Source organism: Salinicola lusitanus, from assembly GCF_003206045.1.
In the GTDB taxonomy this organism is placed as follows: domain Bacteria; phylum Pseudomonadota; class Gammaproteobacteria; order Pseudomonadales; family Halomonadaceae; genus Salinicola; species Salinicola lusitanus.
In genome coordinates, this window is record NZ_PZJM01000009.1 from 506,299 (window position 1) to 529,081 (window position 22,783).

Annotated in this window: 23 protein-coding genes; 12 read left to right on the forward strand and 11 right to left on the reverse strand. The window is 65.8% G+C overall.

Annotation, left to right across the window (positions count from 1 at the left end):
- Positions 1–3: 3 nt before the first annotated feature.
- From DOM45_RS15615 to DOM45_RS15640, 6 genes are all read right to left on the reverse strand, one after another.
- Entirely contained in the window at positions 4–801 is a 798-nt protein-coding gene (locus DOM45_RS15615; protein ID WP_110601960.1) for an ABC transporter permease, read from the reverse strand.
- Complete coding sequence (locus DOM45_RS15620) at positions 798–1,718, reverse strand: ABC transporter permease (RefSeq protein ID WP_110601961.1); 921 nt, start codon at positions 1,716–1,718, stop codon at positions 798–800. The genes DOM45_RS15615 and DOM45_RS15620 overlap by 4 nt, the downstream gene beginning before the upstream one ends.
- A gap of 11 nt (positions 1,719–1,729) precedes the next feature.
- A complete protein-coding gene (locus DOM45_RS15625; RefSeq protein ID WP_110601963.1) occupies positions 1,730–2,860 on the reverse strand; it encodes an ABC transporter ATP-binding protein in 1,131 nt (376 codons plus the stop codon).
- A gap of 29 nt (positions 2,861–2,889) precedes the next feature.
- Positions 2,890–4,182, reverse strand: a complete 1,293-nt coding sequence (locus DOM45_RS15630; protein WP_110601965.1) for an NAD(P)/FAD-dependent oxidoreductase — start codon at positions 4,180–4,182, stop codon at positions 2,890–2,892.
- A gap of 554 nt (positions 4,183–4,736) precedes the next feature.
- The gene (locus tag DOM45_RS15635) at positions 4,737–6,047 is read right to left on the reverse strand and encodes an APC family permease (RefSeq protein ID WP_240612427.1); all 1,311 of its coding nucleotides are present in this window, start codon (positions 6,045–6,047) and stop codon (positions 4,737–4,739) included.
- A 116-nt stretch (positions 6,048–6,163) separates the two neighbouring features.
- Positions 6,164–6,976, reverse strand: a complete 813-nt coding sequence (locus tag DOM45_RS15640; protein ID WP_110601967.1) for a carbon-nitrogen hydrolase family protein — start codon at positions 6,974–6,976, stop codon at positions 6,164–6,166.
- Between the two features lie 171 nt (positions 6,977–7,147).
- Here DOM45_RS15640 and DOM45_RS15645 point away from each other — a divergent pair, with 171 nt between their 5' ends.
- Positions 7,148–7,969, forward strand: a complete 822-nt coding sequence (locus tag DOM45_RS15645; RefSeq protein WP_205909480.1) for a response regulator transcription factor — start codon at positions 7,148–7,150, stop codon at positions 7,967–7,969.
- A 142-nt stretch (positions 7,970–8,111) separates the two neighbouring features.
- On the opposite strand, the gene DOM45_RS15650 is transcribed toward DOM45_RS15645, so the two are convergent.
- Positions 8,112–9,161 carry an aspartate carbamoyltransferase gene (locus DOM45_RS15650; protein ID WP_110601970.1) on the reverse strand — a complete coding sequence of 350 codons (1,050 nt, stop codon included), beginning with the start codon at positions 9,159–9,161 and terminating at the stop codon, positions 8,112–8,114.
- Between the two features lie 297 nt (positions 9,162–9,458).
- On the opposite strand from DOM45_RS15650, the gene DOM45_RS15655 reads away from it, so the two are divergent.
- Entirely contained in the window at positions 9,459–10,313 is an 855-nt protein-coding gene (locus tag DOM45_RS15655; protein WP_110601971.1) for an SDR family oxidoreductase, read from the forward strand.
- A 14-nt stretch (positions 10,314–10,327) separates the two neighbouring features.
- Here DOM45_RS15655 and DOM45_RS15660 read toward each other — a convergent pair whose 3' ends face one another.
- Both DOM45_RS15660 and uraD read right to left on the reverse strand, forming a co-directional pair.
- Entirely contained in the window at positions 10,328–11,230 is a 903-nt protein-coding gene (locus DOM45_RS15660) for an IclR family transcriptional regulator (RefSeq protein WP_110601973.1), read from the reverse strand.
- Positions 11,231–11,300: 70 nt separating this feature from the next.
- Positions 11,301–11,840, reverse strand: a complete 540-nt coding sequence (gene uraD, locus DOM45_RS15665; protein WP_110601974.1) for a 2-oxo-4-hydroxy-4-carboxy-5-ureidoimidazoline decarboxylase — start codon at positions 11,838–11,840, stop codon at positions 11,301–11,303.
- A 108-nt stretch (positions 11,841–11,948) separates the two neighbouring features.
- On the opposite strand from uraD, the gene uraH reads away from it, so the two are divergent.
- From uraH to DOM45_RS15680, 3 genes are all read left to right on the forward strand, one after another.
- Positions 11,949–12,311 (forward strand): hydroxyisourate hydrolase, encoded by a 363-nt coding sequence (gene uraH / locus DOM45_RS15670; protein ID WP_110601976.1) that lies wholly within the window; start codon positions 11,949–11,951, stop codon positions 12,309–12,311.
- Positions 12,312–12,458: 147 nt separating this feature from the next.
- Positions 12,459–13,826: an 8-oxoguanine deaminase gene (locus tag DOM45_RS15675; RefSeq protein ID WP_110601978.1), complete on the forward strand. Its 1,368-nt coding sequence runs from the start codon at positions 12,459–12,461 to the stop codon at positions 13,824–13,826.
- 99 nt (positions 13,827–13,925) lie between these two features.
- Positions 13,926–14,675: a GntR family transcriptional regulator gene (locus DOM45_RS15680; protein ID WP_110601981.1), complete on the forward strand. Its 750-nt coding sequence runs from the start codon at positions 13,926–13,928 to the stop codon at positions 14,673–14,675.
- A gap of 3 nt (positions 14,676–14,678) precedes the next feature.
- Here DOM45_RS15680 and DOM45_RS15685 read toward each other — a convergent pair whose 3' ends face one another.
- Positions 14,679–15,425, reverse strand: a complete 747-nt coding sequence (locus DOM45_RS15685; RefSeq protein ID WP_110601983.1) for an aspartate/glutamate racemase family protein — start codon at positions 15,423–15,425, stop codon at positions 14,679–14,681.
- Between the two features lie 128 nt (positions 15,426–15,553).
- Between DOM45_RS15685 and puuE the strand changes: the two genes are divergently transcribed.
- The 7 genes from puuE (at position 15,554) to DOM45_RS15720 (ending at position 21,430) form a co-directional block, all read left to right on the forward strand.
- Entirely contained in the window at positions 15,554–16,477 is a 924-nt protein-coding gene (gene puuE / locus DOM45_RS15690; protein WP_110601985.1) for an allantoinase PuuE, read from the forward strand.
- A gap of 318 nt (positions 16,478–16,795) precedes the next feature.
- Positions 16,796–17,611 (forward strand): transporter substrate-binding domain-containing protein, encoded by an 816-nt coding sequence (locus DOM45_RS15695; RefSeq protein WP_110601987.1) that lies wholly within the window; start codon positions 16,796–16,798, stop codon positions 17,609–17,611.
- Between the two features lie 14 nt (positions 17,612–17,625).
- Positions 17,626–18,309 carry an amino acid ABC transporter permease gene (locus tag DOM45_RS15700; RefSeq protein ID WP_110601989.1) on the forward strand — a complete coding sequence of 228 codons (684 nt, stop codon included), beginning with the start codon at positions 17,626–17,628 and terminating at the stop codon, positions 18,307–18,309.
- Positions 18,306–18,962, forward strand: coding sequence for an amino acid ABC transporter permease (locus DOM45_RS15705; protein ID WP_110601991.1), 657 nt, complete (start codon positions 18,306–18,308; stop codon positions 18,960–18,962). The genes DOM45_RS15700 and DOM45_RS15705 overlap by 4 nt, the downstream gene beginning before the upstream one ends.
- Positions 18,943–19,671, forward strand: coding sequence for an amino acid ABC transporter ATP-binding protein (locus DOM45_RS15710; RefSeq protein WP_110601992.1), 729 nt, complete (start codon positions 18,943–18,945; stop codon positions 19,669–19,671). The genes DOM45_RS15705 and DOM45_RS15710 overlap by 20 nt, the downstream gene beginning before the upstream one ends.
- Positions 19,672–19,689: 18 nt before the next feature.
- Positions 19,690–20,547: a MurR/RpiR family transcriptional regulator gene (locus DOM45_RS15715; protein ID WP_110601994.1), complete on the forward strand. Its 858-nt coding sequence runs from the start codon at positions 19,690–19,692 to the stop codon at positions 20,545–20,547.
- 55 nt (positions 20,548–20,602) lie between these two features.
- Positions 20,603–21,430 carry a bifunctional allantoicase/(S)-ureidoglycine aminohydrolase gene (locus DOM45_RS15720; RefSeq protein WP_110601995.1) on the forward strand — a complete coding sequence of 276 codons (828 nt, stop codon included), beginning with the start codon at positions 20,603–20,605 and terminating at the stop codon, positions 21,428–21,430.
- A gap of 15 nt (positions 21,431–21,445) precedes the next feature.
- Here the strand turns inward: DOM45_RS15720 and DOM45_RS15725 are convergent, their stop codons facing one another.
- Positions 21,446–22,738, reverse strand: coding sequence for an NAD(P)/FAD-dependent oxidoreductase (locus DOM45_RS15725; protein ID WP_110601997.1), 1,293 nt, complete (start codon positions 22,736–22,738; stop codon positions 21,446–21,448).
- Positions 22,739–22,783: the final 45 nt, after the last annotated feature.

The following is a 22,783-nucleotide window of genomic DNA, read 5'->3' on the forward strand; positions in this document are numbered from 1 at the left end:
GACTCAGACCTTGCGTTGGCGGTTGAATGCGAGACTGATCACGGCGGCCAGGGCCACCGCGCCGATCATCAATGTGGCAATGGCATTGATCTCCGGCGTGACGCCTTTCTTGATCGCGCTCCAGATGTAGATCGGCAGCGTGGCACTCTCCGGCCCGGCGGTGAAGAAGCTGATCACGAAATCGTCCACCGATAGCGTGAACGACAGGAAGAACGCGGAGATCAGCGCCGGCTTGATGGTCGGCAGCATGAAGTGAATGACCCGCTTCAACGGCGTGGCATAGAGATCCTTGGCCGCTTCGAACAGGCTGGGGTCGAGCCCGACGAAGCGCGAGTAGACGATCAGCGCGACGAACGGGATCTGGAAGGTCACATGGGCGATGACCATGGTCCCAAGCCCCGGCTGCAGCAGTCCGGTCAGACGGTGGAACTGTACGAAGAACGCCATCTCGGAGATGCCGAAGACGATGTCCGGCAACACGATCGGCAGATAGATCAGCACGATCAGCCAACCGAGCTTGCGATGGCGGTGCCGGTACATGCCGTAGCCGATCAGGCAGCCGATGGCGAGCGCGATGACGGAGGAACAGGTTGCCAGAATCAACGTGTTACCAAATGCCGTGATGATCTGTTCGTTGCCCAGCAACTGGTGATACCAGCGCAGCGAGAACCCGGTCAATCGAGCGGCGCTGTTGGCGGCATTGAACGAGAACAGCACCACCACGGCAAGCGGCAGGTAGAGGAAGATCAGCGTCAGCCACCAGAACGCCGTCAGGCCGCGCTTGAGCGTGCGCTTTCTCATATCACCACCTCCTCGCCGCCGCCGAGACGCTTGCCGATGCGGCGCATCGCGAACAGACCGATGAAAGTCGCGATCAGCATCAGGATCGCGCCAGCGGCGCCCAGCGGCCAGTTCGAGCCGCCGGAGAACTGCGTCGCCACCAGGTTGCCGAGCATCATCGCCTTGCCGCCGCCGAGAAGCTCCGGAATCACGTACATGCCGAACGCGGGGATCGCCACCAGCACCACGCCCGCGAGCAGGCCCGGCAGCGTCTGCGGGAAGACGGCGTGCCAGAACGCCCGGACCGGCTTGGCGTAAAGATCCTGCGCCGCTTCGACCTGGGCGGTGTCGAGCTTCTCGAAGGCGGCGTAGAGCGGCAGTACCATGAACGGCAGGAAGTTGTAGACGAGACCCAGTGTCACCGCGAAGTTGGACGGATAGAGCCCCATGTTGGGCGAGATCAGGCCCATCATCTCGGCGAGGTTGGAGAGCGGTGTGCCCGGCGCCAGCAGATTCATCCAGCCGAAGGTGCGAATCACCTGATTGGTCCAGGACGGCACTACCACCAGCAGCAGCATGATCGGTCGCCACCGCGCCCGGCAGGTGGTGATGTAATAGGCGATGGGATAGGCGACCAGCACCACCAGGCCGGTGGCGACGACGGTCTGCCACAGCGAGCGCAGCAGCGTGTAGAGATTGCCCGGGCTCCAGCCCAGAAAGCCGACGCCCGCCAACTGCTCGAACGAGCTCAGCGACAACGGCAACTGCGGCAGTCCGTAGGGGCCGTTGGTCATGAACGCCACGGCCATCAGATAGAGACTCGGCAGCACCAGAAAGAGGATGATCCAGGCGGCGCCCGGGGTCACCGTAAAGAGCAGGTGGCGGGTTTCGCTGACCACCGCATGGCGCCGCGAGGCGGTCTGGGATGTCTGCAGCATCTCGCTTCTCCTCAGGCCGCGACGCGGACCAGATCTTCCGGACAGATGCCGATGGTCACCCGGTCGCCGACGTCGTGTATGCGCTGGCCGAGATTGCCGGCCACCGCCGTCAGGGGGTGATCGTTGACGGTCAGCCGGTATTCGATGCGGCTGCCGCGATAGAGGCGCTCTTCCACCGTGCCCTCGAGCCGGTTGTAGTCCGCGGGAACGTCGCCGCCCAGCTCCAGGGTCTCGGGGCGGATCAGCAGCCATCCGTCAGGGGTGTCGCGTTGCTCGGCGGGATCCAGCTGCAGCCGCCCCAGCCCGGTGTCCACCCAGTTGCTGTCGCTGGCGGTGATGGCGAACAAATTGTCGTGCCCCATGAAACGGGCGACGAAGGCGTTGGCCGGGTGCTCGTAGATCTCGCTGGGGGTGCCCACCTGCTGGATGATGCCGCTATCGAGCACCGCGATGCGATCCGACATCACCATGGCCTCGTCCTGGTCGTGGGTGACGAAGACGAAGGTCACGCCCAGGCGCTTCTGCAGGCGTTGCAGTTCGACCTGCAACTGGCCGCGCAGGCCGGCATCCAGGGCCGACAGCGGTTCGTCCAGCAGCAGCACGTCGGGCTCGCAGACCAGCGCCCGGGCCAGGGCGATGCGCTGTTTCTGGCCTCCCGACAGCTGGTCGACGCGGCGCTCGACCAGCGAGCCGAGCTTGATGAATTCGGCGACCTCCGCCACCTTGCGGTTGCGCTCGGCGGCCGGTTCGCCACGCATGCGCAGGCCGAACGCCAGGTTGTCGCGTACGGAGAGGTGGGGGAATAGCGCGTAGGACTGGAAGACCGTATTGACGCTGCGCCGATGCGGCGGCACGTCGATGACATCCTTTCCGCCGATCTTCAGCTGGCCGTCATCGGCCTCTTCCAGGCCGGCGAGAATGCGCAGCAAGGTCGTCTTGCCACACCCGGATGGCCCCAGCAGGGTAAAGAATTCGCCGGCGTCGATATCCAGGTCGACGCCGGCCAGCGCAACGGAATCGCGCCCGAACTGCTTGCGTAACCCCTGCATCCTGATCGAGGAAGCACCGCGTTTGTCTTTCGACGCCGTGTCTGCCCCGTCCGCGCGATCGGTGGCTTTCACGGTGTTGGTCAAATCGGTCATTGGGCCGTCCTCGTCGTTCTTGCCGCTGGTCACAGCCGGTCGCGAAGCTTGTAGAAATGGGTCGCCAGTACCAGCAGGGGGGTCCGTAACCACCGGCCGCCCGGAAACGTCCGGTGGGGCATGGCGGCAAAGATGTCGAAGCGCTCACTTTGTCCGGCAATGGTCTCGCCCAGCAGTTGGCCGGCCAGCCCCGCCAACGCCATCCCGTGGCCGGAGTAGCCCTGGGCATAGAAAACATTGGGCGCCAGTCGGCCGAAGTCAGGTGCGCGATTCATGGTGATGGCCACGTCTCCTCCCCAGCGATATTCGATATCGATCTCTTTCAACACCGGGAAAAGGCGCCGTATCTTGGCATCGGTACGCGCCTCCAGACCTTGCGGTGGGCGGCCGTCGTAACTCACCTCCCCGCCGTAGATCAGGCGCCTGTCTCTCGACAGACGATAATAGTCGAGTACGAAGTTGGCATCCGACAAGGCGTCGTTTCTCGGGAGAACCTGAGCGGCCTGCTGCTCGGTCATGGGCGCGGTGGCGATCATGTAGTTGGCCGCTTTCATGATGCGCCCGCTCATGGCGGGCACCAGCCTATCGCCGTAGGCGTTGGTGGCGACCACGACGTGATCGGCAGTGATACGGCCGCGCGCGGTGACGACGTTGGCCGGCTTGCCGTGCTGGATATCGACCACGGGGCTGAACTGGTGAAGGATCGCTCCGGCCCGTTGAGCGGCTCGGGCCAGGCCGAGCGTGTAATTGAGCGGATGCAGGTGGCCCGCTTCGCGCTCCCAGAGCGCCGCCGGGTAGGCGTCGGTGACGACGTGTTCGCGCAGCGCGTCGCCTTCCCGCCACTCGAGCCCGTGATAGTCGAAGTCGCGGGCCATGCGCTCCTGTGACTGCCTGAGCGCGACGACATGGCGAGGTTTGACCGCCGCGTGAAGGTAACCCCAGGACATCTCGCAGGGGATCTGGTGATGCTCGACGAGGTGGGCAGTCAGCCTGACGGCTTCACGGCTCATTTCCCAGATATCACGGGCGGCCGACAGCCCCAAGGCCTTCTCGACGGTGTGCATGTCGGTGCCCAGGCCAGGCAGTATCTGCCCGCCGCTGCGGCCGGAGGCCCCATGGCCCACGCTCAGTGCTTCGAGCAGGATGACTCGATACCCCCGCTGAGCCAGGTGCAGCGCGGCGGAACAACCGGTAACGCCTGCGCCGATCACGCAGACATCGGCGCGGTGATCGCCCTCCAGCGGGAGCGCCGGCTCGAGCTCGACGGCGATGGAGTCCCGGTACCAGGAGGAAGTTGTCGCCGACGACGAATGAACTGTCATAGGGAGTCCGTCTTGGGTTGCGCGCTGCGCTTGTAATTGTTGATTCTGTCATATCGAAGAGCGACGTGACCTACCCAGTGTGTCACTCGTTCCGTAGTTCATGTCAACTATTTAATAACACTATTTTTGGCCGGAAGAGATGAGATTCGGTAGACGCCTCGCCTCTTTCTGCTGGGCTTCCTTCCCTCGGGAAGGAGGGTGAGAGCGCGTCTTTCGCTTTTCCAGGTCCGTTATTTCGCGACCTTACCATCGAGGTCTGGGCCGGAATGTCCCGTCCGGTGGCCTTGGGTCGGCCCCGAGAGAGATTGGATGGATAGTGGAATAATCGACAGTAGCGTTGAATCAGGCAGCCGATGGAGGGCATCGGCTGCCGTGGATAGATCGGCAGGCGTGTCGCTGGGGGCACCACAACGCCGTCAAGCCAGCGTATGACCCAGCTCCCGGGATCGAAGGCGCGTCATGAGCCCGCTTTCGGACTCTCTTCGTCGATGCCGTCAGTTTTCGACACGGACCAGCGCACCTCGCGCAGGTCGCGTGTCATCTCCTCCTCCACCTCAAGCGTCGATATGCAGCTCCGGCGTCGGGCGGCGGAAGCCACGGGTCAGCCAGACCAGCCAGCCCACGCCTGCCAGTAGCCATATCGAGCCAAGCATGATCGCTCTGTGATCGAGACTGAACAGCAGCCACACGATGGCGACGAGCCCGATCGCCGGGCAGACCAGAAAGCGCAGGGTATCGCCCGGGCCACGGCGGCACTCCTTGAGATAGTAATGAAAGATCACCGCCAAGTTGACCAGGGCGAAGGCCAGGAAAGCGCCGAAGTTGATGAACGAGGCCGCTGACAGCACATCCATCGTCAGCGCCAGCAGTGCCACCAGGGCGCTCAGCATCAGCCCTCCCAGTGGCGTCCCATAGCGACCCAGCGTTCCCAGCCAGCGCCGCGGCAACACGTCGTCCCGTCCCATCGCATAGATCAGCCGAGCACCGCTGGCCTGTGCGGCAATGCCCGAGGCGAACTGGCCCACGACCAATCCGATCAGGAAGATCGAGACGAACAGATCGCCACCGATGTTACGCGCGATGGCATAGGCGGCGGCGTCCGGGTTGGCGAAGTCGAAGCCCGGCGCCGCGAGCTGGACGCAGTAAGAGACGACAACGAAGATCAGCCCGCCCAGGAGCGTGATCAGCAGGATCGCTCGCGGCAGCGTGCGCTGCGGATCCCGAGTCTCCTCCGTCAGCGTGGTCACGGCATCGAAGCCGAGGAACGAGTAGCAGGCGACGGCCGCACCGGCCATCAGTACCGGTAGCGATCCGCCGTCGCTGCCGAGAAACGGCGCCAGGCTGAATAGCGGCTGAGTGGGGTCGCCGAGGATGTAGTGCACGCTGAGACTGACGAAGGCCACCAGTACCAGCATCTGGATCAGCATCATGGCGCTGTTGACCAGGCTGGCCAGTTTCAGGCCGAGCACGTTGATCACCGTGGTGACCGCGATGAACGCCAACAGCCACAGCGCCGTCGGAATGCTCGGGAAGGCGGAGTTGAGATAGGCCGCCCCGATCAGCCAGATCACCATCGGCAGGAACAGATAATCGAGCAGGATGGCCCAGCCGGCGAGAAAACCCAGGCGATCGTCGATGGCGTGACGGACATAGGCATAGGCGGAGCCGGCGACGGGATAGGCAGCGGCCATGCGACCGTAGCTGTGGGCGGTGAACAGCATGGCCACCAGGGCGGCGAGGTAGGCACCTGCCACCGCCCCCTGCGTGACCACCGCCAGCACCCCGAAGGTGCCGAGCACGATGATCGGGGTCATGTAGGCCAGGCCGAACAGCACCACCTGGGAGAGGGTAAGGGTCTTCTTCATTTCCGACATCATCGTTTCCTGTTGTGGTTATTTTGAGATTCGCGGTTATTTAGAGATTCGCGGTCATTGCGACCCGCTGCCGCTGTGGCGATGACCGCAGGGCAGAGCAACGGCGCTCAGCCGAAATGCCAGCTGCGGTGGGCGCCCCGGGTTTCGAGGTGGCCCGCGAGGCTCAGGCGCCGATCCCGGTGGTAGTCGTACTCCTGCCTGGCGCTGGGCAGGCGTGCCGGATCCAGCTGCAGCGGCTGGATCGTCTCCTCGCGCCCGGCCCGGAACAGCAGCTCGCCGTCGGGGCCGACCAGTGCGCTCTCGCCGGCGAAGGTGAGCCCGGCGCCCTGGCCGACCCGGTTGCTCATGGCCAGAAAGCACTGATTTTCCTGGGCTCTGGCCTGGGCGGCGCGAGCGTGTACGGGGCCGTAGGGGTCCATGTTGCCGTTGGTCACCACCAGCAGGTCCACACCCATGGCGGCCAGCGCCCGCGCCGGTTCGGGAAATTCCAGGTCGTAGCAGATCAGCAGCCCGATGCATCGGCCGCGCCATTCGAGGCAGTGAAGCGCATCGCCGGGCTCGACCAGGGTGCGTTCATCCGGCCATAGGTGAGTCTTGCGATAACGCAGGGCGATCCCGCTTTCCGGCGTGATCAGCACGGTGGTGTTGAATACGGCATCGCCATCCCGCTCCAGCAGGCCGATGGCGATCGCCATGTCGCGCTCGCGACTGACGCCGATCAGCGCCTGCAACTCCGGGCCGTCGAGGGTCAGGGCGCGGTCGAGCACATGCCCGGATTCGGCAAAGCCGCTCAGGTGCGTTTCGGGGAAGACGATCAGCGCCGTGCCTTCGTCGGCGGCATGCACGATTTCCAGCGCGCGGGCGAGGTTGTGCGCGATCTCGCCTTCGCAGCTGGCGAGTTGTGCCAGGACAAGCTGCATGGAACACTCCGGGAGTTGTGATTGGAACGGGAGCCGATGACCTCCAGTATCCCCAATCCCGCGCCGCTGCCTATCCCGCGAGCGGGGTAACCCGATCGGGGGAAGGAGACGCTCGACGGTAGCGTTGCAGCGATATGGCGTCAGGCAGGCACAGCCTCAGAGAGAGAAACGATGACCCATCGACCCCGGCCGAGCACAAGGGCCGACGACATGACGCCGCTGGAGAGTCTGGAGTGGCATCGTGCCTTCGGGCAGTTGGCGGAAAACGTCGATCGTGCCGGTTTCTGGCTGGCATTGGTGCGGCGGTTGGCGGAAGAGGTGCATTTCGATACCTGGGTGGCACTGGTTTTCGATCGCCGGCAGCCGCCCCGTATTCTCGCCGAGAGCGACGAGGACGATGGCGCCGACGACGCCCTGTTTCAGGACTATCAGCGCGGCCTGTATCTCCTCGATCCGTTCTACATCGACGCTTGCGAGCGCGATCGCTGCGGTCTGTTCACGCTGGCGGAAGTGGCGCCTCAGCACTTCACCCGCACCGAGTACTACCAGCGCTATTTTCGACGCAACATCGTCGCCGACGAGATTCACTTCAATCAGACGCTGGATGCTCGCCGAACCCTGTGCCTGTCGCTGGGCTCGACCCGTTCCTTTTCCCGTCAGGCGTTGGGCAGCCTCGCGCTGATGCAGCCGTGGCTGCTGGCCCTGATGCGCTTGCGCATGCATTTCGAGCCGGAGGGCGATGGCGAGGCCGGCCCCCATCCCTGGCATCCGCTACCGGAACGCGCGCTGGAATTCGATTCCCGCTATGCACTGACCGAACGCGAGCGCGAAGTGAGCCAATTGATGCTGGGCGGCAGCTCGACCAAGGAGATCGCCCGCCGTCTGGCGATCTCCGTCGAAACGGTCCGCGCCCACAAGAAGCATCTCTACGCCAAGCTGGGGGTCAACTCCCAGTCGGAGCTGTTTTCGCTGTTCTGGCAGGCGCGCCGTTAGGCTTGCCTCAAAAGTGCTGCGCTCGTCCATGCGGCGTTAAAAATGAGCTCGTGCGCGAGTCCGATCAAAGTACGCCTTTACAACCCGTAAACGCCACCTTCTCGCTCATTTTCGCCTTGCCCGGCCATCGCGCGCCAACTTTTCAGGCGGAACCTGAGCCCTGGAAGGTGGCGTCGTCGACACCGAAGCTCGGCGGCACGAACCAACCCACGTCGCGTAGATCCTTCTCGATCAGACCCTCCACCTGCAGCAGGTGGGCGAAGATCGCCATGCGCATGGGGATGCCGTTGTCGGTCTGGCGGAAGATCGCCAGGCGCGGATCGCCGTTGAGGTCGGTGGAGAGATCGTTGGCGCCGGGGCGGCTGTCCCGCGGCAGCGGATGCATGACGATGGTGGTCGGCGAGCAGCGGCGGTCGAGGAAGCCACGATCGACGACGAAGTCGGCGGTCAGCTCGGTGAAGCTCTCGGTCATCTCGGCGGTGAAGCGCTCGCGCTGGATCCGGGTGGCGTAGATGACATCCACGTCGTCGAACGACTCGGCGAGGTTGAGGCGCGTCTCGATGCGATGCCCCCGCGACGCCACCAGATCGATCAGGTGCTGGGGCATCTCCAGCCCCGGCGGCGACACCAGCGTGATGCGCAGGGGCTCATAGAGCGACAGCAGCTTGACCAGCGAGTGCACCGTGCGGCCGTATTTCAGGTCGCCGGTCAGCAGCAGGTGGGCGCCCGCCAGCGGCTTGCCCAGCCGCGCGAACTCCTTGGTGATGGTGTAGACGTCCAGCAGCGCCTGGCTCGGGTGCTCGCCGGGCCCGTCGCCGCCGTTGATCACCGGTACCTGGGTCGCCTCGGCGAACTCCGCCACCGAGCCCTGCTCCGGGTGGCGCATGACGATGGCATCGACATAGCCGCCCATCACCCGGCTGGTGTCGTAGAGCGACTCGCCCTTGGCCATCGACGAGAAGGTGAAGCCGGTGGTATCGCAGACGCTGCCGCCGAGGCGGCAGAAGGCGGCGTTGAAGCTGATCCGCGTGCGCGTGCTGGCCTCGAAGAAGAGATTGCCGAGCACCGCACCTTCGAGCACGCGAGTCACCTTACGCCGCTGGGCGATCGGTTCCATGCGCTCGGCGATGCGGATCAGATGGTCGACGGCATCACGGGAGAGTGAATCGACGGAGAGCAGGTGCGAAGGCATCGGGGGACCTCTTTGGCGGGCAAATGTGGCAGCGCAGGCGGCGGCGATAGTGTAGCGCCGCTGGCGGCCGGCTTCACGCCCGGAGAGGAGTGATGTCGCGTCGCCGCCGCGAGGGGCGGCAAGACCGCTCCCTGACGCTCACGTCGCGACTCTTGACTTAACCTGAGTTAAATATCGATACCAAGGTTTGGAAGAAATCGCCAGGCTTTCTATGCTGGGAGAGCGTCGCGGTGAATCACGGGAGGATCCCGCGACGGTCGGGTACATTTCATTCGCTTCATTCGGGAGGGAGCCAGCATGGCCGAGTCGCATTTTCCACCGCAGCATCAGACCCATCAGCCGGGTAACGAGCACGAGATGCATCCCGAACCGGAGTTCATTCGCGCCGACTACCGTGGCACCGACAAGCTCAAGGGCAAGGTGGCGCTCATCACCGGCGGCGACAGCGGCATCGGTCGCGCCGTCGCGGTCCACTACGCCCGCGAGGGCGCCGACTGCGCCGTGGTCTACCTCGATGAGGAGCGCGATGCGGAAGATACCCAGGCGCTGATCGAAGCCGAGGGGCGGCGTTGTCTGCTGCTCAAGGGCGACGTCGCCGACTCCAGCTTCTGTCGCGACGTGGTCGAGCGTACGCGCCGAGAGCTGGGCGGGCTCAATATCCTGGTCAACAATGCCGCCGAGCAGCACGACTGGGACGACGTGACCGACATCACCGATGAAACCCTGCAGCGGACCTTTGCCACCAACATCTTCAGCCACTTCTACCTGGTGCGCGAGGCGGTTCCGCATCTGGGGGCCGGCGACACCATCATCGCCACGTCCTCCATCAACGCCTTCAAGGGCAACGCCACCCTGATCGACTACTCGGCGACCAAGGGAGCGATCCAGGGATTCGTGCGTTCGCTGGCGCAATCGCTGGTGGATCGCGAGATCCGCGTCAATGCGGTAGCGCCGGGGCCGGTATGGGCGCCGCTGATCCCGGCCAGTTTCGACGAAGAGAAGGTCGAGGGCTTCGGCGGGCAGGTGCCGATGAAGCGCGCCGGGCAGCCCAGCGAAATGGGCCCTGCCTACGTCTATCTGGCCAGCAAGGAGTCTTCCTACATGAGTGGCCAGACGATCCATCTGAATGGCGGCGTGATCGTCAATACCTGAAACTCCCCCGCCTTTCAGGCCGGCGGTTCGGAGGGCGTCTTGCCGCCGATCTTGACGGTGATCTCGCGGGCGGTTTCCGCGACCAGTGCGGCGAGCTCGGGCAGGCGGGAGTCGTCGATCCGGGCCACCGGCCCGGAGACCGAGATCGCCGCCAGCGGCAGGCCGCTTTCGTCATGCAGGGTGGCGGCGACGCAGTTGAGACCGATGGCGTGCTCCTCGCGGTCGACGGCGTAGCCCTGTCGGCGAATCTCGACCAGCTGGTCGCGAAGCGTCTCGACGTTGGTCAGCGTATTGGGCGTTTCGCCCTCCAGTGTACGGCCGGCGACGATCTGCTCGAACTCCTGGGGTGGCATCCACGCCAGGAGTGCCTTGCCGACCCCGGAGGCGTGCAGCGGCGCCCGCGAGCCCAGGCGGGTGATCATGCGCATCATCTGCTTCGATTCGCTCTGGGCCAGGTAGACCACCATGCCGTCATCGCGGATGCCGAGGTTGGCGGTTTCGCCGCTGGTGGCGGTGAGCTGGCGCAGAAAGGGGCGAGCGGTGGCGACGAAATCGCGCGCCTCGAGGAAGCTGTTGCCGATACGGAAGGTCTTGACGTCGATCTTCCACAGCCCGCTCTCGACGTCCTGGGTGATGAAGCCTTGCTGGAACAGGGCCTGCAGCAGACGGTGAGTGGTCGAGGGGGCCAGGCCGACGTCCTCGGCGACATCGGAAAGGGCCAGTCCATCCGGGGTTGCCGCCAGCATTTCCAGGATGTTCAGGCCGCGGACCAGCGACTGACTGTGACCGCCGCTGCTCTTGCCGCCCGCGGGCCGGCCGACGGCCCTGCGTTTGGTTTCCGTCGCCCGATTTTGCTGCTGTTCAGTCGCCCGATGCCGCTGCTGTTCAGTCGCCCGATGCCGCTCTTCGTCCGTCACCCGTCGCCGCTCTCGTGTCCGCTCATATCAGGCGCTCAGGATAACCGCTCGATCCCCCGGTGTCTGCGCGCTATCGGTTAAGACTTTCGGCCGCGCGCTGCTCCAGCCGCAATCGCGCGATCCGGTGGATCTGGGCGATGGCGGTACGGCGTTCCTGCTCCCGGGTATGGTTCAGGCGGGTCTCGAAGGCGGCCAGGATCGCGTGGCGATCGAGTCCGCGCACGGCGATGACGAACGGGAAGTCGAACCGATCGCGGTAGGCCCGGTTGAGCTGCTCGAAACGGGCGAACTCCGCCGGCGTGCACTGGTCCAGGCCAGCGCCGGCCTGTTCCGAGCGGGAGTCGTCGGTCAGCTTGCCGCCAATCGCTGCCTTGCCGGCCAGATCGGGGTGGGCCCGGATCAGCGCCAGCTGGGCATTGGCCGAGGCGGCGTCGACCTGCTCGCGCAGCCGCTCGGCCAGTCCGGCGGGCGTGTCCTGGGCCGCCTCGAGCCCGAGCTCCCAGGCCTGCGCCGCGATCCACGGCGAGTGTTCGTAGATGTCGCCATAGCGGGCGATGAACGCGTCACGGTCGAGCTGGCTGGGGCGAGGCGAGAGCAGGGCGGCAGACATGGCGGCTCCGGTTGACCTTTGTATACAAAAACACTTGAATGAGGCTAGCGCGACACCGCCCGTCGATCCACCCTTTTCGACCATGACAACCGACTTCGCGAGGAAGCCATGAGCGACGCCCCCCAAGGTTATCTGACCACCCACGTGCTGGACACGGCGCGCGGTCGCCCTGCCAGCGATCTGCGCATCGAACTCTACCGGCTGGAGGGCGGCACCCGATTGCGGCTGGCCGATGTGAAGACCAATGCCGACGGTCGCTGCGACGCACCGTTGCTGGAAGGGGCGGATTTCATCGCCGGGGTCTACGAACTCCTTTTCCATGCCGGGGATTATCTCCGTGCCGACGAGGCGCCCGCGGGGCATTTTCTCGATCGTATCCCGCTGCAGTTCACGGTCGACGCGCCCAACGAGCACTATCACGTGCCGCTGCTGCTCTCTCCGTTCAGCTATTCGACCTACCGGGGCAGCTAGGGAAGCGCTGGGCGCGGCCGGGCGTCGTCAAAAGCGCTTCCGCCATGCTCATCGACCGCTTCGGCGACTCGACAATCGTTGTCTCGCCTGGCCATCGCTCGCCGCTTTTCTCGGTTAGCGAAGTTTTCATGTTCCCGGAGATCCATCGTGACAACGACACTGATCCGCAATGCCGAGCTGATCGCGACCTTCGACGATGCCGAGCGCGAGCTGCGCGATGCCAGCCTGCTCATCAGAGACGATCGCATCGTCGCGATCGGCTCGGCGCAGGAGGTCGCGGCCGCGCTCGAGGCGCCGGCAGACGAGGTCATCGATGCGCGCGGTCATGTCCTGCTGCCGGGGCTGGTGAACACGCACCATCACTTCTACCAGACCCTGACGCGCAACCTGCCCGCCGGGCAGAACGCCGCGCTGTTCGACTGGCTGGTGACCCATTACCCGATCTGGGCGCGACTCGACCCCGAATCGCTGTTCGCCAGCAGCCAGGTCGCCGCGGCGGAGCTGCTGCTCTCCGGCTGCACCACGGCGGTGGATCACACTTATCTATGGCCCAATGGCGCCCGCATCGACGATCAGATCGCGGCGGTCTCCGAGCTCGGGCTGCGCTTTCATGCCTCGCGCGGCTCGATGTCGGTGGGCGAATCCCAGGGTGGGCTGCCGCCGGACAGCGTGGTCGAATCCGAACAGGCGATCCTCGACGATACCCAGCGCGCCATCGAGCGCTATCACGACGCCGCCGAGCGGGCGATGACCCGTATCGTGGTGGCGCCCTGCTCGCCGTTCTCGGTCTCCCGCGAGCTGATGGTCAACAGTGCCGAACTGGCCCGTCACTACGGCGTGCATCTGCACACCCACCTGGCCGAAACCCGCGACGAGGAAGCGTACTGTCGCGAGCGCTTCGGCTGCACGCCGGTGGAGTACGCCGAGCAGGTCGGCTGGGTCGGCAGCGATGTCTGGTTCGCCCACATGGTGCATCCCCATGCCGACGAGATCGCGCGCCTGGGCGGCCACTGCTGCGGCGCGGCGCACTGTCCCAGCTCCAACATGCGTCTCGGTTCCGGCATCGCCCCGGTGATGGCGATGCACCAGGCCGGCATGCGGGTCGGCCTCGGCGTCGATGGCAGTGCCTCCAATGATGGCTCGCACCTGCTGGCGGAGGCACGCCAGGCGATGCTGTTGGGCCGGCTACAGGGCGACCCGAACGAATTCAGCGCGCGCCGGATGCTGTGGTTCGCCACTCGCGGCGGCGCCGCGGTGTTGGGTCGGGACGATATCGGCCAGCTCGCGGTGGGCAAGGCCGCCGATATCATCGGCTTCCGGCTGGACTCGCTGGCGCTGGCCGGTGGCGCGCTCCATGACCCGCTGGCATCGCTGGTCTTCTGCCAACCGCCGACGGTCGATCTCTCCATCGTCAACGGGGTGCGCCGCGTCGAGAACGGCGTGCTGCTGGGTCACGATCTCGAGACGATGGTGGCCAGGCACAACGCCAGTGCCAGCCGGCTGGTCTCGGGCTGAGCCTCCGTGCCCATGCGGCTGTCATCTGGCGGCGGGCCGTATACAATCGTTGACGAAGTCAATCATCGGTGCGACCGGCGCTGGGTGGAGCGAACGACAATGGCGAAGAGCGCGAACGCAGCGAGCAGTACGAGCACGCCTGCCGAGGCGAAGCGGGGTCGCGGGGCGGGCAAGGCGGGCGATGGCGCCGAGCGCCATGAAACGATCTATCAGCAGATTCGCGAGGCGATCGTCGAGCACCGGCTCAAGCCGGGGGCGCGGTTGCGCGAGGACGCGCTGGCAGAAGTGTTCGGGGTCAGCCGTACCGGCATCCGCAAGATCCTGCAGCGTCTCGCGCTGGAGCATCTGGTCACACTGACGCCGAGGCGTGGCGCCAGCGTCAGCCGGCCGACCATCGAGGAGGCGCGGGATGTCTTTGCCGCGCGCCAACTGGTGGAGTGCCAGCTGATGCCATGGGTCGCACGGCGGCTGAAAGCGGCAGACGCCAAGGCGCTCCGGCAACTGGCCATCGACGAGCGTCAGGCCCTGCGCGCCGGCCAGCAGAGCCGGGCGATCCAGCTCTCCGCCCAGTTCCACCAGCGCCTGGCCGAACTCTCCGGCAACACGCCGCTGGCGGAGTTCGTCGCCCGGCTCTGCTCGCGATCGTCGCTGATCCTCGCCGTCTACGGCGCCTCCGGGCACCTGGGCTGCGAGTCCCACGACCACGACGAGCTGGTCACGCTGCTGGAGACCGGCAAGGAGGAGCGCGCGGTCGCTTTCATGCAGCGCCACCTCAAGGCGATCGAGGCGTCGCTGTCGATCGAGGAAAGCACCGATGAAGCGCCGGACCTGAACGCGATCTTTGCCTGAGGCTCAGCGCCGATCCGGCTCCTGGCTCCAGTCGGCGAAGCGCCCCGCGAATGGCTTGGGCCGGGGAAAGGCGAGATCGCCGTGCTTGCTGGTCCCCAGCCCCAGCGAGACCAGCGACTCCGCCAGCTTGATCGCCGCGCTGACGCCTTCGATCACCGGCAGCTGCAGGTCATGGGTGAGGCGCTCGGTGAGATCCGCCATGCCACCGCAGCCAAGCACGATGGCGCCGATGCCATCCTCGTCCCTGGCTCGTTGGCACTCTTCCAGTAGCGCCTGATAGGCATTGCCCGCCGGGTTCTCCAGCTCCAGCACCGGCAGGTCGGTGGCGCGTACCCGGCGGCAGTGATGGCGGAATCCATACTGGTCGAGCAGGTGTTCGGCGATGATCGCGGTGCGCGAAAGCGTGGTCACTACCGAGAAACGGGTGCTGATCAGCGTGGCCAGATGGAAACCGGCCTCGGCGATACCGATCACCGGCGCCCGGGTCAGTTCGCGCGCCGCGAGCAGCCCCGGATCACCGAAACAGGCGATGACGTAGGCATCCATTGCCAGGGTTTCGCCGCGGCGAATCTCCTCCAGCACGCCGACGGCGCTGATCGCCTCGTCGAAGTGGCTCTCGATCGAGACCGGGCCGCTCTCCGGCTGACTGACGTGGATCCGCGTGCTCTCCGCGGCCACACGGTTGGCGCAGGCACCGATCTTGTCGGTCATGCTGGCGGTCGTGTTGGGGTTGATGACGTGGATCTGCATGGCATGGCACCTTGGCGATTCGAGCGAATCGCGATACGGTTATTTTGTCCACAAAAATAACCGACTTTGAATACAATATCGATGAAGACCAGTCCAAAACCGGCATCTCGACAAAAAGGGCGCTGCGCATGATCTCCCCGGACTACCCCCGCGATCTGATCGGCTACGGCCGCAATCCACCCCAGGCCAACTGGCCCGGCCAGGCCCGCGTGGCGGTGCAGTTCGTGCTCAACTACGAGGAGGGCGGCGAGAACTGCGTGCTGCACGGCGACGCCCATTCCGAGCAGTTCCTCTCCGAGATCGCCGGGGCCGAGGCCTATCCGGCGCGCCACCTGAGCATGGAGTCGATCTACGAGTACGGCTCCCGCGCCGGGGTGTGGCGGGTGCTGGGCGAGTTCGAGCGGCGCGGCCTGCCGCTGACGGTGTTCGGGGTGGCGATGGCGCTGGAGCGCAACCCGGAAGCCGCCCAGGCGTTTCGCGAGCTGGGCCACGAGGTGGCCTGCCACGGCTATCGTTGGATCCACTACCAGAACGTGCCGGAGGCGGTGGAGCGGGCGCACCTGCAGCGCGCGCTGTCGATCTTCGATTCGCTCTACGGCGAGCGCCCACTGGGCTGGTACACCGGCCGCGACAGCCCCAATACCCGGCGGCTGCTGGTCGACGAGGGGGGCTTCCTCTACGACAGTGACTACTACGGCGACGATCTGCCGTTCTGGTGCGATGTCGACGACAGCCAGGGGCGCAGCCGGCGCCACTTGATCGTGCCCTACACCCTGGACAGCAACGACATGCGCTTCGCCTCGCCGACCGGCTTCGATCACGGCGAGCCGTTCTTCCAGTATCTGCGCGATGCCTTCGACGTGCTCTACGCGGAGGGGGCAGAGACGCCCAAGATGCTCTCGATCGGCCTGCACTGCCGGCTGATCGGGCGTCCCGGGCGCTTCCGTGCGCTGCAGCGCTTCCTCGATCACCTCGAGGCCCACGACCGGGTGTGGATAACCCGACGTGTGGATATCGCCCGCCACTGGGCCAGCCACCACCCGGCCGCGTAGCGGATCGATCACGCCAGGTTCGAGTCCCGCGGATCGAACCCGGTCTCCCCCACGCATCTTCCTGGTGCGTGGGGGTGAGTTCGTGCCCCTGATTCGGTCAATTTCCACGCTGCCCGGGGGGGCGAAGCGATGCATCTGGGCCTCGAGTGGTGGCTAACTCCCTGAATCGACGGCAGTGGTACCGGTTCTGGCGCCGAGCTTGCTATGGAGTGTTGTGAAACAAACGTTTCTTATCCGATGAAGAAGTCGCCAATCGTTTCTTCACCGGCATCACGCGATCCGCATAACAACGCTCAAGCGCTCCTCAGGAGGTATGGCATGTTCGCCTGCGTCAAGAATCGATTCTCGCGCCAGCTGGTACTGGCACTCTGCTGCACCGTCGTCGCCGGCCTCGCCGCGCTCTCGGCCCAGGCCAGCGACCTGGAGACCATCGAGCAGCGTGGCACGCTGCGGGTCGCGGTACCGCAGGACTTTCCGCCGTTCGGCTCGGTGGGCACCGACCTGCAACCGCAGGGCTACGACATCGATATGGCGCACTATCTGGCCGACCAGATGGATGTCGATCTGAAGCTGGTGACCGTCACCAGTGCCAATCGCATCCCGTTCCTGCAGACCGACAAGGTCGATCTGGTGATCTCGAGCCTGGGCAAGAACCCCGAGCGCGCCGCGGTGATCGACTTCACCGAGGCCTATGCGCCGTTCTTCCTCGGCGTGTTCGGCACGCCCGATGCCGCACCGGTCGACGATGCCGCAGGGCTCGCCGGCAAGACCATCGGGGTGACCCGCGGCTCGGTCGAGGATATGGAGCTCTCCGATCTGGCACCGAGCGATACCACCGTCCAGCGCTTCGAGGACAACGCCACCACGATCTCCGCGTTTCTCTCCGGCCAGGTCGACTACATCGCCACCGGCAACGTGGTCGCGGCACAGATCGCCGAGCGCAACGCCGAGCGGGCGCCGACCATGGTGTTCCGGATCAAGAATTCGCCCTGCTATATCGGCCTGGCCAAGGACAACGAGGCGCTGAAAACGCGCGTCAATGCGCTGATCGAGCAGGCCAAGCAGGATGGCACGCTGGAATCGATGTCGCAGAAGTGGTTCCACACCGCGCTGCCCGACGATCTCTCCTCCTGAGGGGGTAAGCGGTCATGACGCTGGATTTCTCCACGCTGCTGCCCTACACGGATCAGATCCTGCACGGCTTGATGACGACGCTGTGGCTGACTGCCGTGACGACGATGGCCGGCATCGCCCTGGCGATCGTCGTCGCCTACCTGCGGGACGGGGCTTCCAAAGGGCGACCGACCCTCGTCAGCCGCCTGCTGGGCGGCTATGTCGAGGTCATCCGCAACACCCCGTTCATCGTGCAGCTGTTCTTTCTGTTCTTCGGCCTGCCGGCGCTGGGCATCCCGATCAGCGCGACGGTCGCGGCGCTGCTGGCGATGATCTTGAACCTGGGCGCCTATACCGCCGAGATCCTGCGCGCCGGGATCGACTCGACCCAGAGAGGCCAGCATGAAGCGGCCCGCGCGCTGGGGCTGTCGCGTCTGCAGAGCTTCCGACACGTGGTCCTGGTGCCGGCGTTCTCGCGGGTTTATCCGTCGCTGATCAGCCAGTGCATCATCGTGATGCTGGGCTCCGCGGTGGTGTCACAGATCTCGGTCTTCGATCTCACCTACGCCGCCAACTTCATCCAGTCCCGCAACTTCCGCGGCTTCGAAGTCTATCTGGTGGTGACGCTGATTTACCTGCTGCTGGCGGTGGGGCTGCGGCTGGCGTTCGAGTTCGTCGGGCGCCGCCTGTTCGCGTTTCGCCAGGGAGGTTCGGCATGACCGATTTCACGCTGTGGGACATCGTCCGCAACCTGCTGCTGGCAGGGCGCTGGACGGTGGTACTGTCGCTGATCGCCTTCGCCGGCGGGGCGCTTGTCGGGCTGGTGTTGACCCTGCTGCGGATGGGCGGCCTGAAGCCGATTCGCTGGCTGATCCGGCTCTACGTCGATCTGTTCCAGGGCACGCCGCTGCTGATGCAGCTGTTCCTGGCCTATTTCGGCGCCGCGGCGCTGGGGTTCGACGTCTCCGCCTGGACCGCGGCCAGCGTGGCGCTGACGCTGTTCACCAGCGCCTTCCTGTGCGACATCTGGCGCGGCTGCGTCGAGGCGGTACCCAGCGGCCAGTGGCAGGCCTCCCGGGTACTCGGGCTGAACTATCTGCAGTCGATGCGCCACGTCATCCTGCCGCAGGCGCTGCGCCTGGCGGTACCGCCCACCGTCGGCTTCTCGGTACAGGTCATCAAGGGCACCGCGCTGGCGTCGGTGATCGGCTTCGTCGAGCTGACCAAGGCCGGCACCATGCTCAACAACGCGGCCTTTGCGCCCTTCACCATCTTCGCGCTGGTGGCGCTCGGATATTTCATCCTCTGCTATCCGCTGTCCCGCTACGCCCGTCACCTGGAGAAAAAGCTCTATGGCGCTGGTATCCGTTAAAGATCTGCATAAATCCTTCGGCGAGCTGGAGGTGCTCAAGGGCATCGATCTGGAGATCGAGGCCGGCGAGGTGGTGTCGATCATCGGCCGCAGCGGCTCGGGCAAGAGTACCCTGCTGCGCTGCCTCAACCAGCTCGAACGTCACGACTGGGGGACGATCGTGCTGGCCGATCAGCGTCTCGACGGCACCGCGATGTCGCCGGGGGAGCTGAGCCGGAACGTCGGCATGGTGTTCCAGAGCTTCAACCTGTTCCCGCACAAGACGGTGGTCGAGAACGTGATGCTGGCACCGGTGGTGGTCAAGCAGACGCCCCGGGACGAGGCGCGCCGGATCGCCGAGTCGGTGCTCGCCAAGGTGGGGATGTCCGAGAAGGTCGACGCCTATCCAGCCCAGCTCTCCGGCGGCCAGCAGCAGCGCGTGGCGATTGCCCGGGCACTGGCGATGAATCCCAAGGTGCTGCTGTGCGACGAGGTGACCTCGGCGCTCGACCCCGAACTGGTGGGCGAAGTGCTGCGCGTGCTCGAAGACTTGGCGAGTGAAGGGATGACGCTGATCCTGGTCACCCATGAGATGAAGTTCGCGCGCGACGTCAGTGACCGCGTGGTCTTCATGCATCAGGGCCGGATCCATGAATCCGGCGACCCGCAGACGCTATTCAGCCAGCCCAGGACACCGGAGCTGAGTCAGTTCATCGCCTCCGTGCTGTAGTCCATGTGGGAGCCTTTCATGTCGGGAGCGAATACGCAGGCGCATATCGGCCGCCGGCTGCAGCAGCATTTTGCCGAGCTGGGCCCGCAGGAGCGCCGGGTGGCGGGCTTCATCCTGGCGCACCTGGAGGATCTGGCGGTCTACAGCGCGGCCGATCTGGCGCGCTACAGTGGCGTCTCCAAGGCGACCGTGACCCGCCTGTTCAAGCGCCTGGGTTACCAGGACTTCAAGGCGGTCAAGGCGCATGCGCGCCAACTGCGCCATTATGGCGTGCCGCTGGCCTCGGGTTCCGATGCGCTGGGTGACGGCGTCGAGCGCTTCCGTCGTCACGCCGAACGCGAGCAGGAGAATCTGCGCCAGTGCCTGGAAGGGCTGACGCCCGTGCTGTTCGACGCGGTCGTGCATGCCCTCGACGCGGCGCCCGCGGTGGCCGTGGTGGGCTATCGCAACAGTTATCCGGTGGCGCTGCATCTGCGCCAGCAGCTGCTCCAGGCCCGTGGTAACGTGCGTCTGCTGCCCGCGCCCAACCAGTCGCTGGCCGAGGAGCTGGTCCAGCTCGAACCCGGTACGCTGATCGTGCTGATCGGCTTTCGTCGCCGGCCCAGGCTGTTCGAGACGCTGATCGGCGCACTCCAAGAGCGCGAACATCGCGTGCTGCTGATCGGCGACCCGACCACCGCCAAATATGCCGATCGGGTCACCTGGCGGCTGGAGTGTGCGTTGGAGACGATCTCGGCGTTCGACAGTTACGCCAGCGCCATGAGCCTCGTCAGCCTGCTCGCCAATGCCATGCTGCATCGTCGGCTGGCCGAGGGGCGAGCCAGGATCGGCGAAGTGACCGAGCTGTACGAGGCCCTGGACGAACTCGCCCCTTAGGGCAGCGCTTGGCGCAAGCGTCCCATAGCCGATTTGACGATGAGAAGGAGAGAGCATGCCGCAACGCAGTTACTACGCCCCCCATGGCGGTTTGCCGCCGCAGAGCCAGTTGATCCATGGCCGTGCGGTGTTCACCGAGGCCTACGCGGTGATCCCCAAGGGAGTGATGAGCGATATCGTCGTGAGCTTCCTGCCGCACTGGGAGAAGACCCGGCTGTGGGTGCTGTCGCGGCCGCTCTCCGGCTTCGCCGAGACCTTCTCCCAGTACATCATGGAGGTCTCGCCCGGTGGCGGCAGCGAGCGGCCGGAGCCGGACCAGGGTGCCGAGGGCGTGCTGTTCGTGGTCGAGGGCGAGATGCGTCTGACCGTCGATGACGAGCACCACGAGATGGTGCCGGGGGGCTACGCCTATCTGCCGCCGGGGTGCGACTGGCAGCTGCGCAATGCGAGCGATGCGCCGGTGCGCTTCCACTGGATCCGCAAGGCGTATGCGTTCGTCGAGGGGATCGAGGTGCCGCCGGCCTTCGTCACCAACGAGCAGACGATCGCGCCGACGCCGATGCCGGATACCGACGGCCGCTGGGCGACCACGCGCTTCGTCGATCCCGCCGACCTGCGCCACGACATGCACGTCACCATCGTCACCTTCCAGCCGGGTGGGGTGATTCCGTTCGACGAGACCCATGTGATGGAGCACGGCCTCTACGTGCTGGAGGGGCGCGCGGTCTACCACCTCAACCAGGAGTGGGTCGAGGTCGAGGCCGGCGACTACATGTGGCTGCGCGCCTTCTGCCCGCAGTCCTGCTACGCCGCCGGTTCGACGCCGTTCCGCTATCTGCTCTACAAGGACGTCAACCGGCACATGAAGCTCGGCCTCTCCTGAGGGGAGCGGCCAGCTTCAGTCGAAGCGGGAGAGCCGATAGGGCGCCCGCGGCGGCAGGTCAGGTGGCTCGGTCGATGGGTGGCCCTCGGCCGGGCCGGCCAGGTCGGCGATCAGTTCGGCGGTGATCGCCGCCTGGGTCAGCCCCAGGTGATGATGCCCGAAGGCGAGCAGCACGCGGCCATGCTCGAGACGGTCGATGATCGGCAGCGAGTCCGGCAGCGACGGGCGGAAGCCCATCCAGGGCGTGGCGTCCCCGGTGTCGAGGTCGGTCTTGAACAGGCCCCGGCTCAGTCGGTGGAGCTGCCAGGCCCGTTCCATGTTGGGCGGTGCGACCAGCCCCGCGAACTCCACGGTGCCGGCCAGTCTCAGCCCGGTTTCCATCGGCGTCATGATGAAGCGTCGCTCCAGCGAGGTCACCGCGAAGGGCAGGCGGTCATGCTCGCGGGGTAGCATCAGGTGATAGCCGCGCTCGGTGTCCAGCGGTACGCGCTTGCCGGTGAGCTGGGCCGTCAACGCGGCCGAGTGGGCGCCACAGGCGATCAGCACCTGGCTGGCCTCGCGTTCGCCGGCGTCGGTGGTCACGGCGACGCCGCTGTCGGTCAATCGCGCCGACTGCACGCTGGCCTGCTCGAACTGCACCCCTTCTTGTTTGGCCGCATCGACCAGCGTATTGACGACGCGCCATGGATCCAGCACATGACCCGTGGCGGGAAAGAACAGCCCGCCCAACAGCGCGTCCGAGAGCTGCGGTGCCGCACGCCGAATCGCCTCTCGTTCCCACCGCTCCACCGGCACCTGCTGGGCGCGCATGCGCGACTCGAGTGCTGCGAGCTTCGAGTGCGACTCCGGCTTCTCGTAGACCAGCAGCGAGCCATCCGCCCTGAGCAGGTGGGCACCGTCGACCGATGCCAGCAGGCGTTGCCACGCCGCCAGGCTGCGCTCGTTGAGGGCACGAAGGCCGGCCACGCTTGCGCGGAACGGCGCCGGGCGCAGGTTCAGGACCAGCCGGGTCAGCCACGGCAGCGCGCGGGGCAGATATTTCCAGTCCAGCCGCAGGGGGCCCATGGGATCCCTGAGCATGCCGGGCAGGGCGCGCAGGATCGACGCATCGGCGATCGGAAAGACCTGCTCGGTGGCCAGATGGCCCGCGTTGCCGTAGGAGGCGCCCCGCCCCGGCGCCTGGCGATCGAGTACCCGCACGCGGTGACCCCGGCGCGCCAGTGCCAGGGCGCTCGTCACGCCGACGAGGCCGGCACCGACGACGATGGTATCGGCATCGGTCAGAGCCGAAGGGGATGGGTTCGGCATGGGCTACCTCATGACCAGGCGACAGGGTTGGGGAGCGGAGCGTGC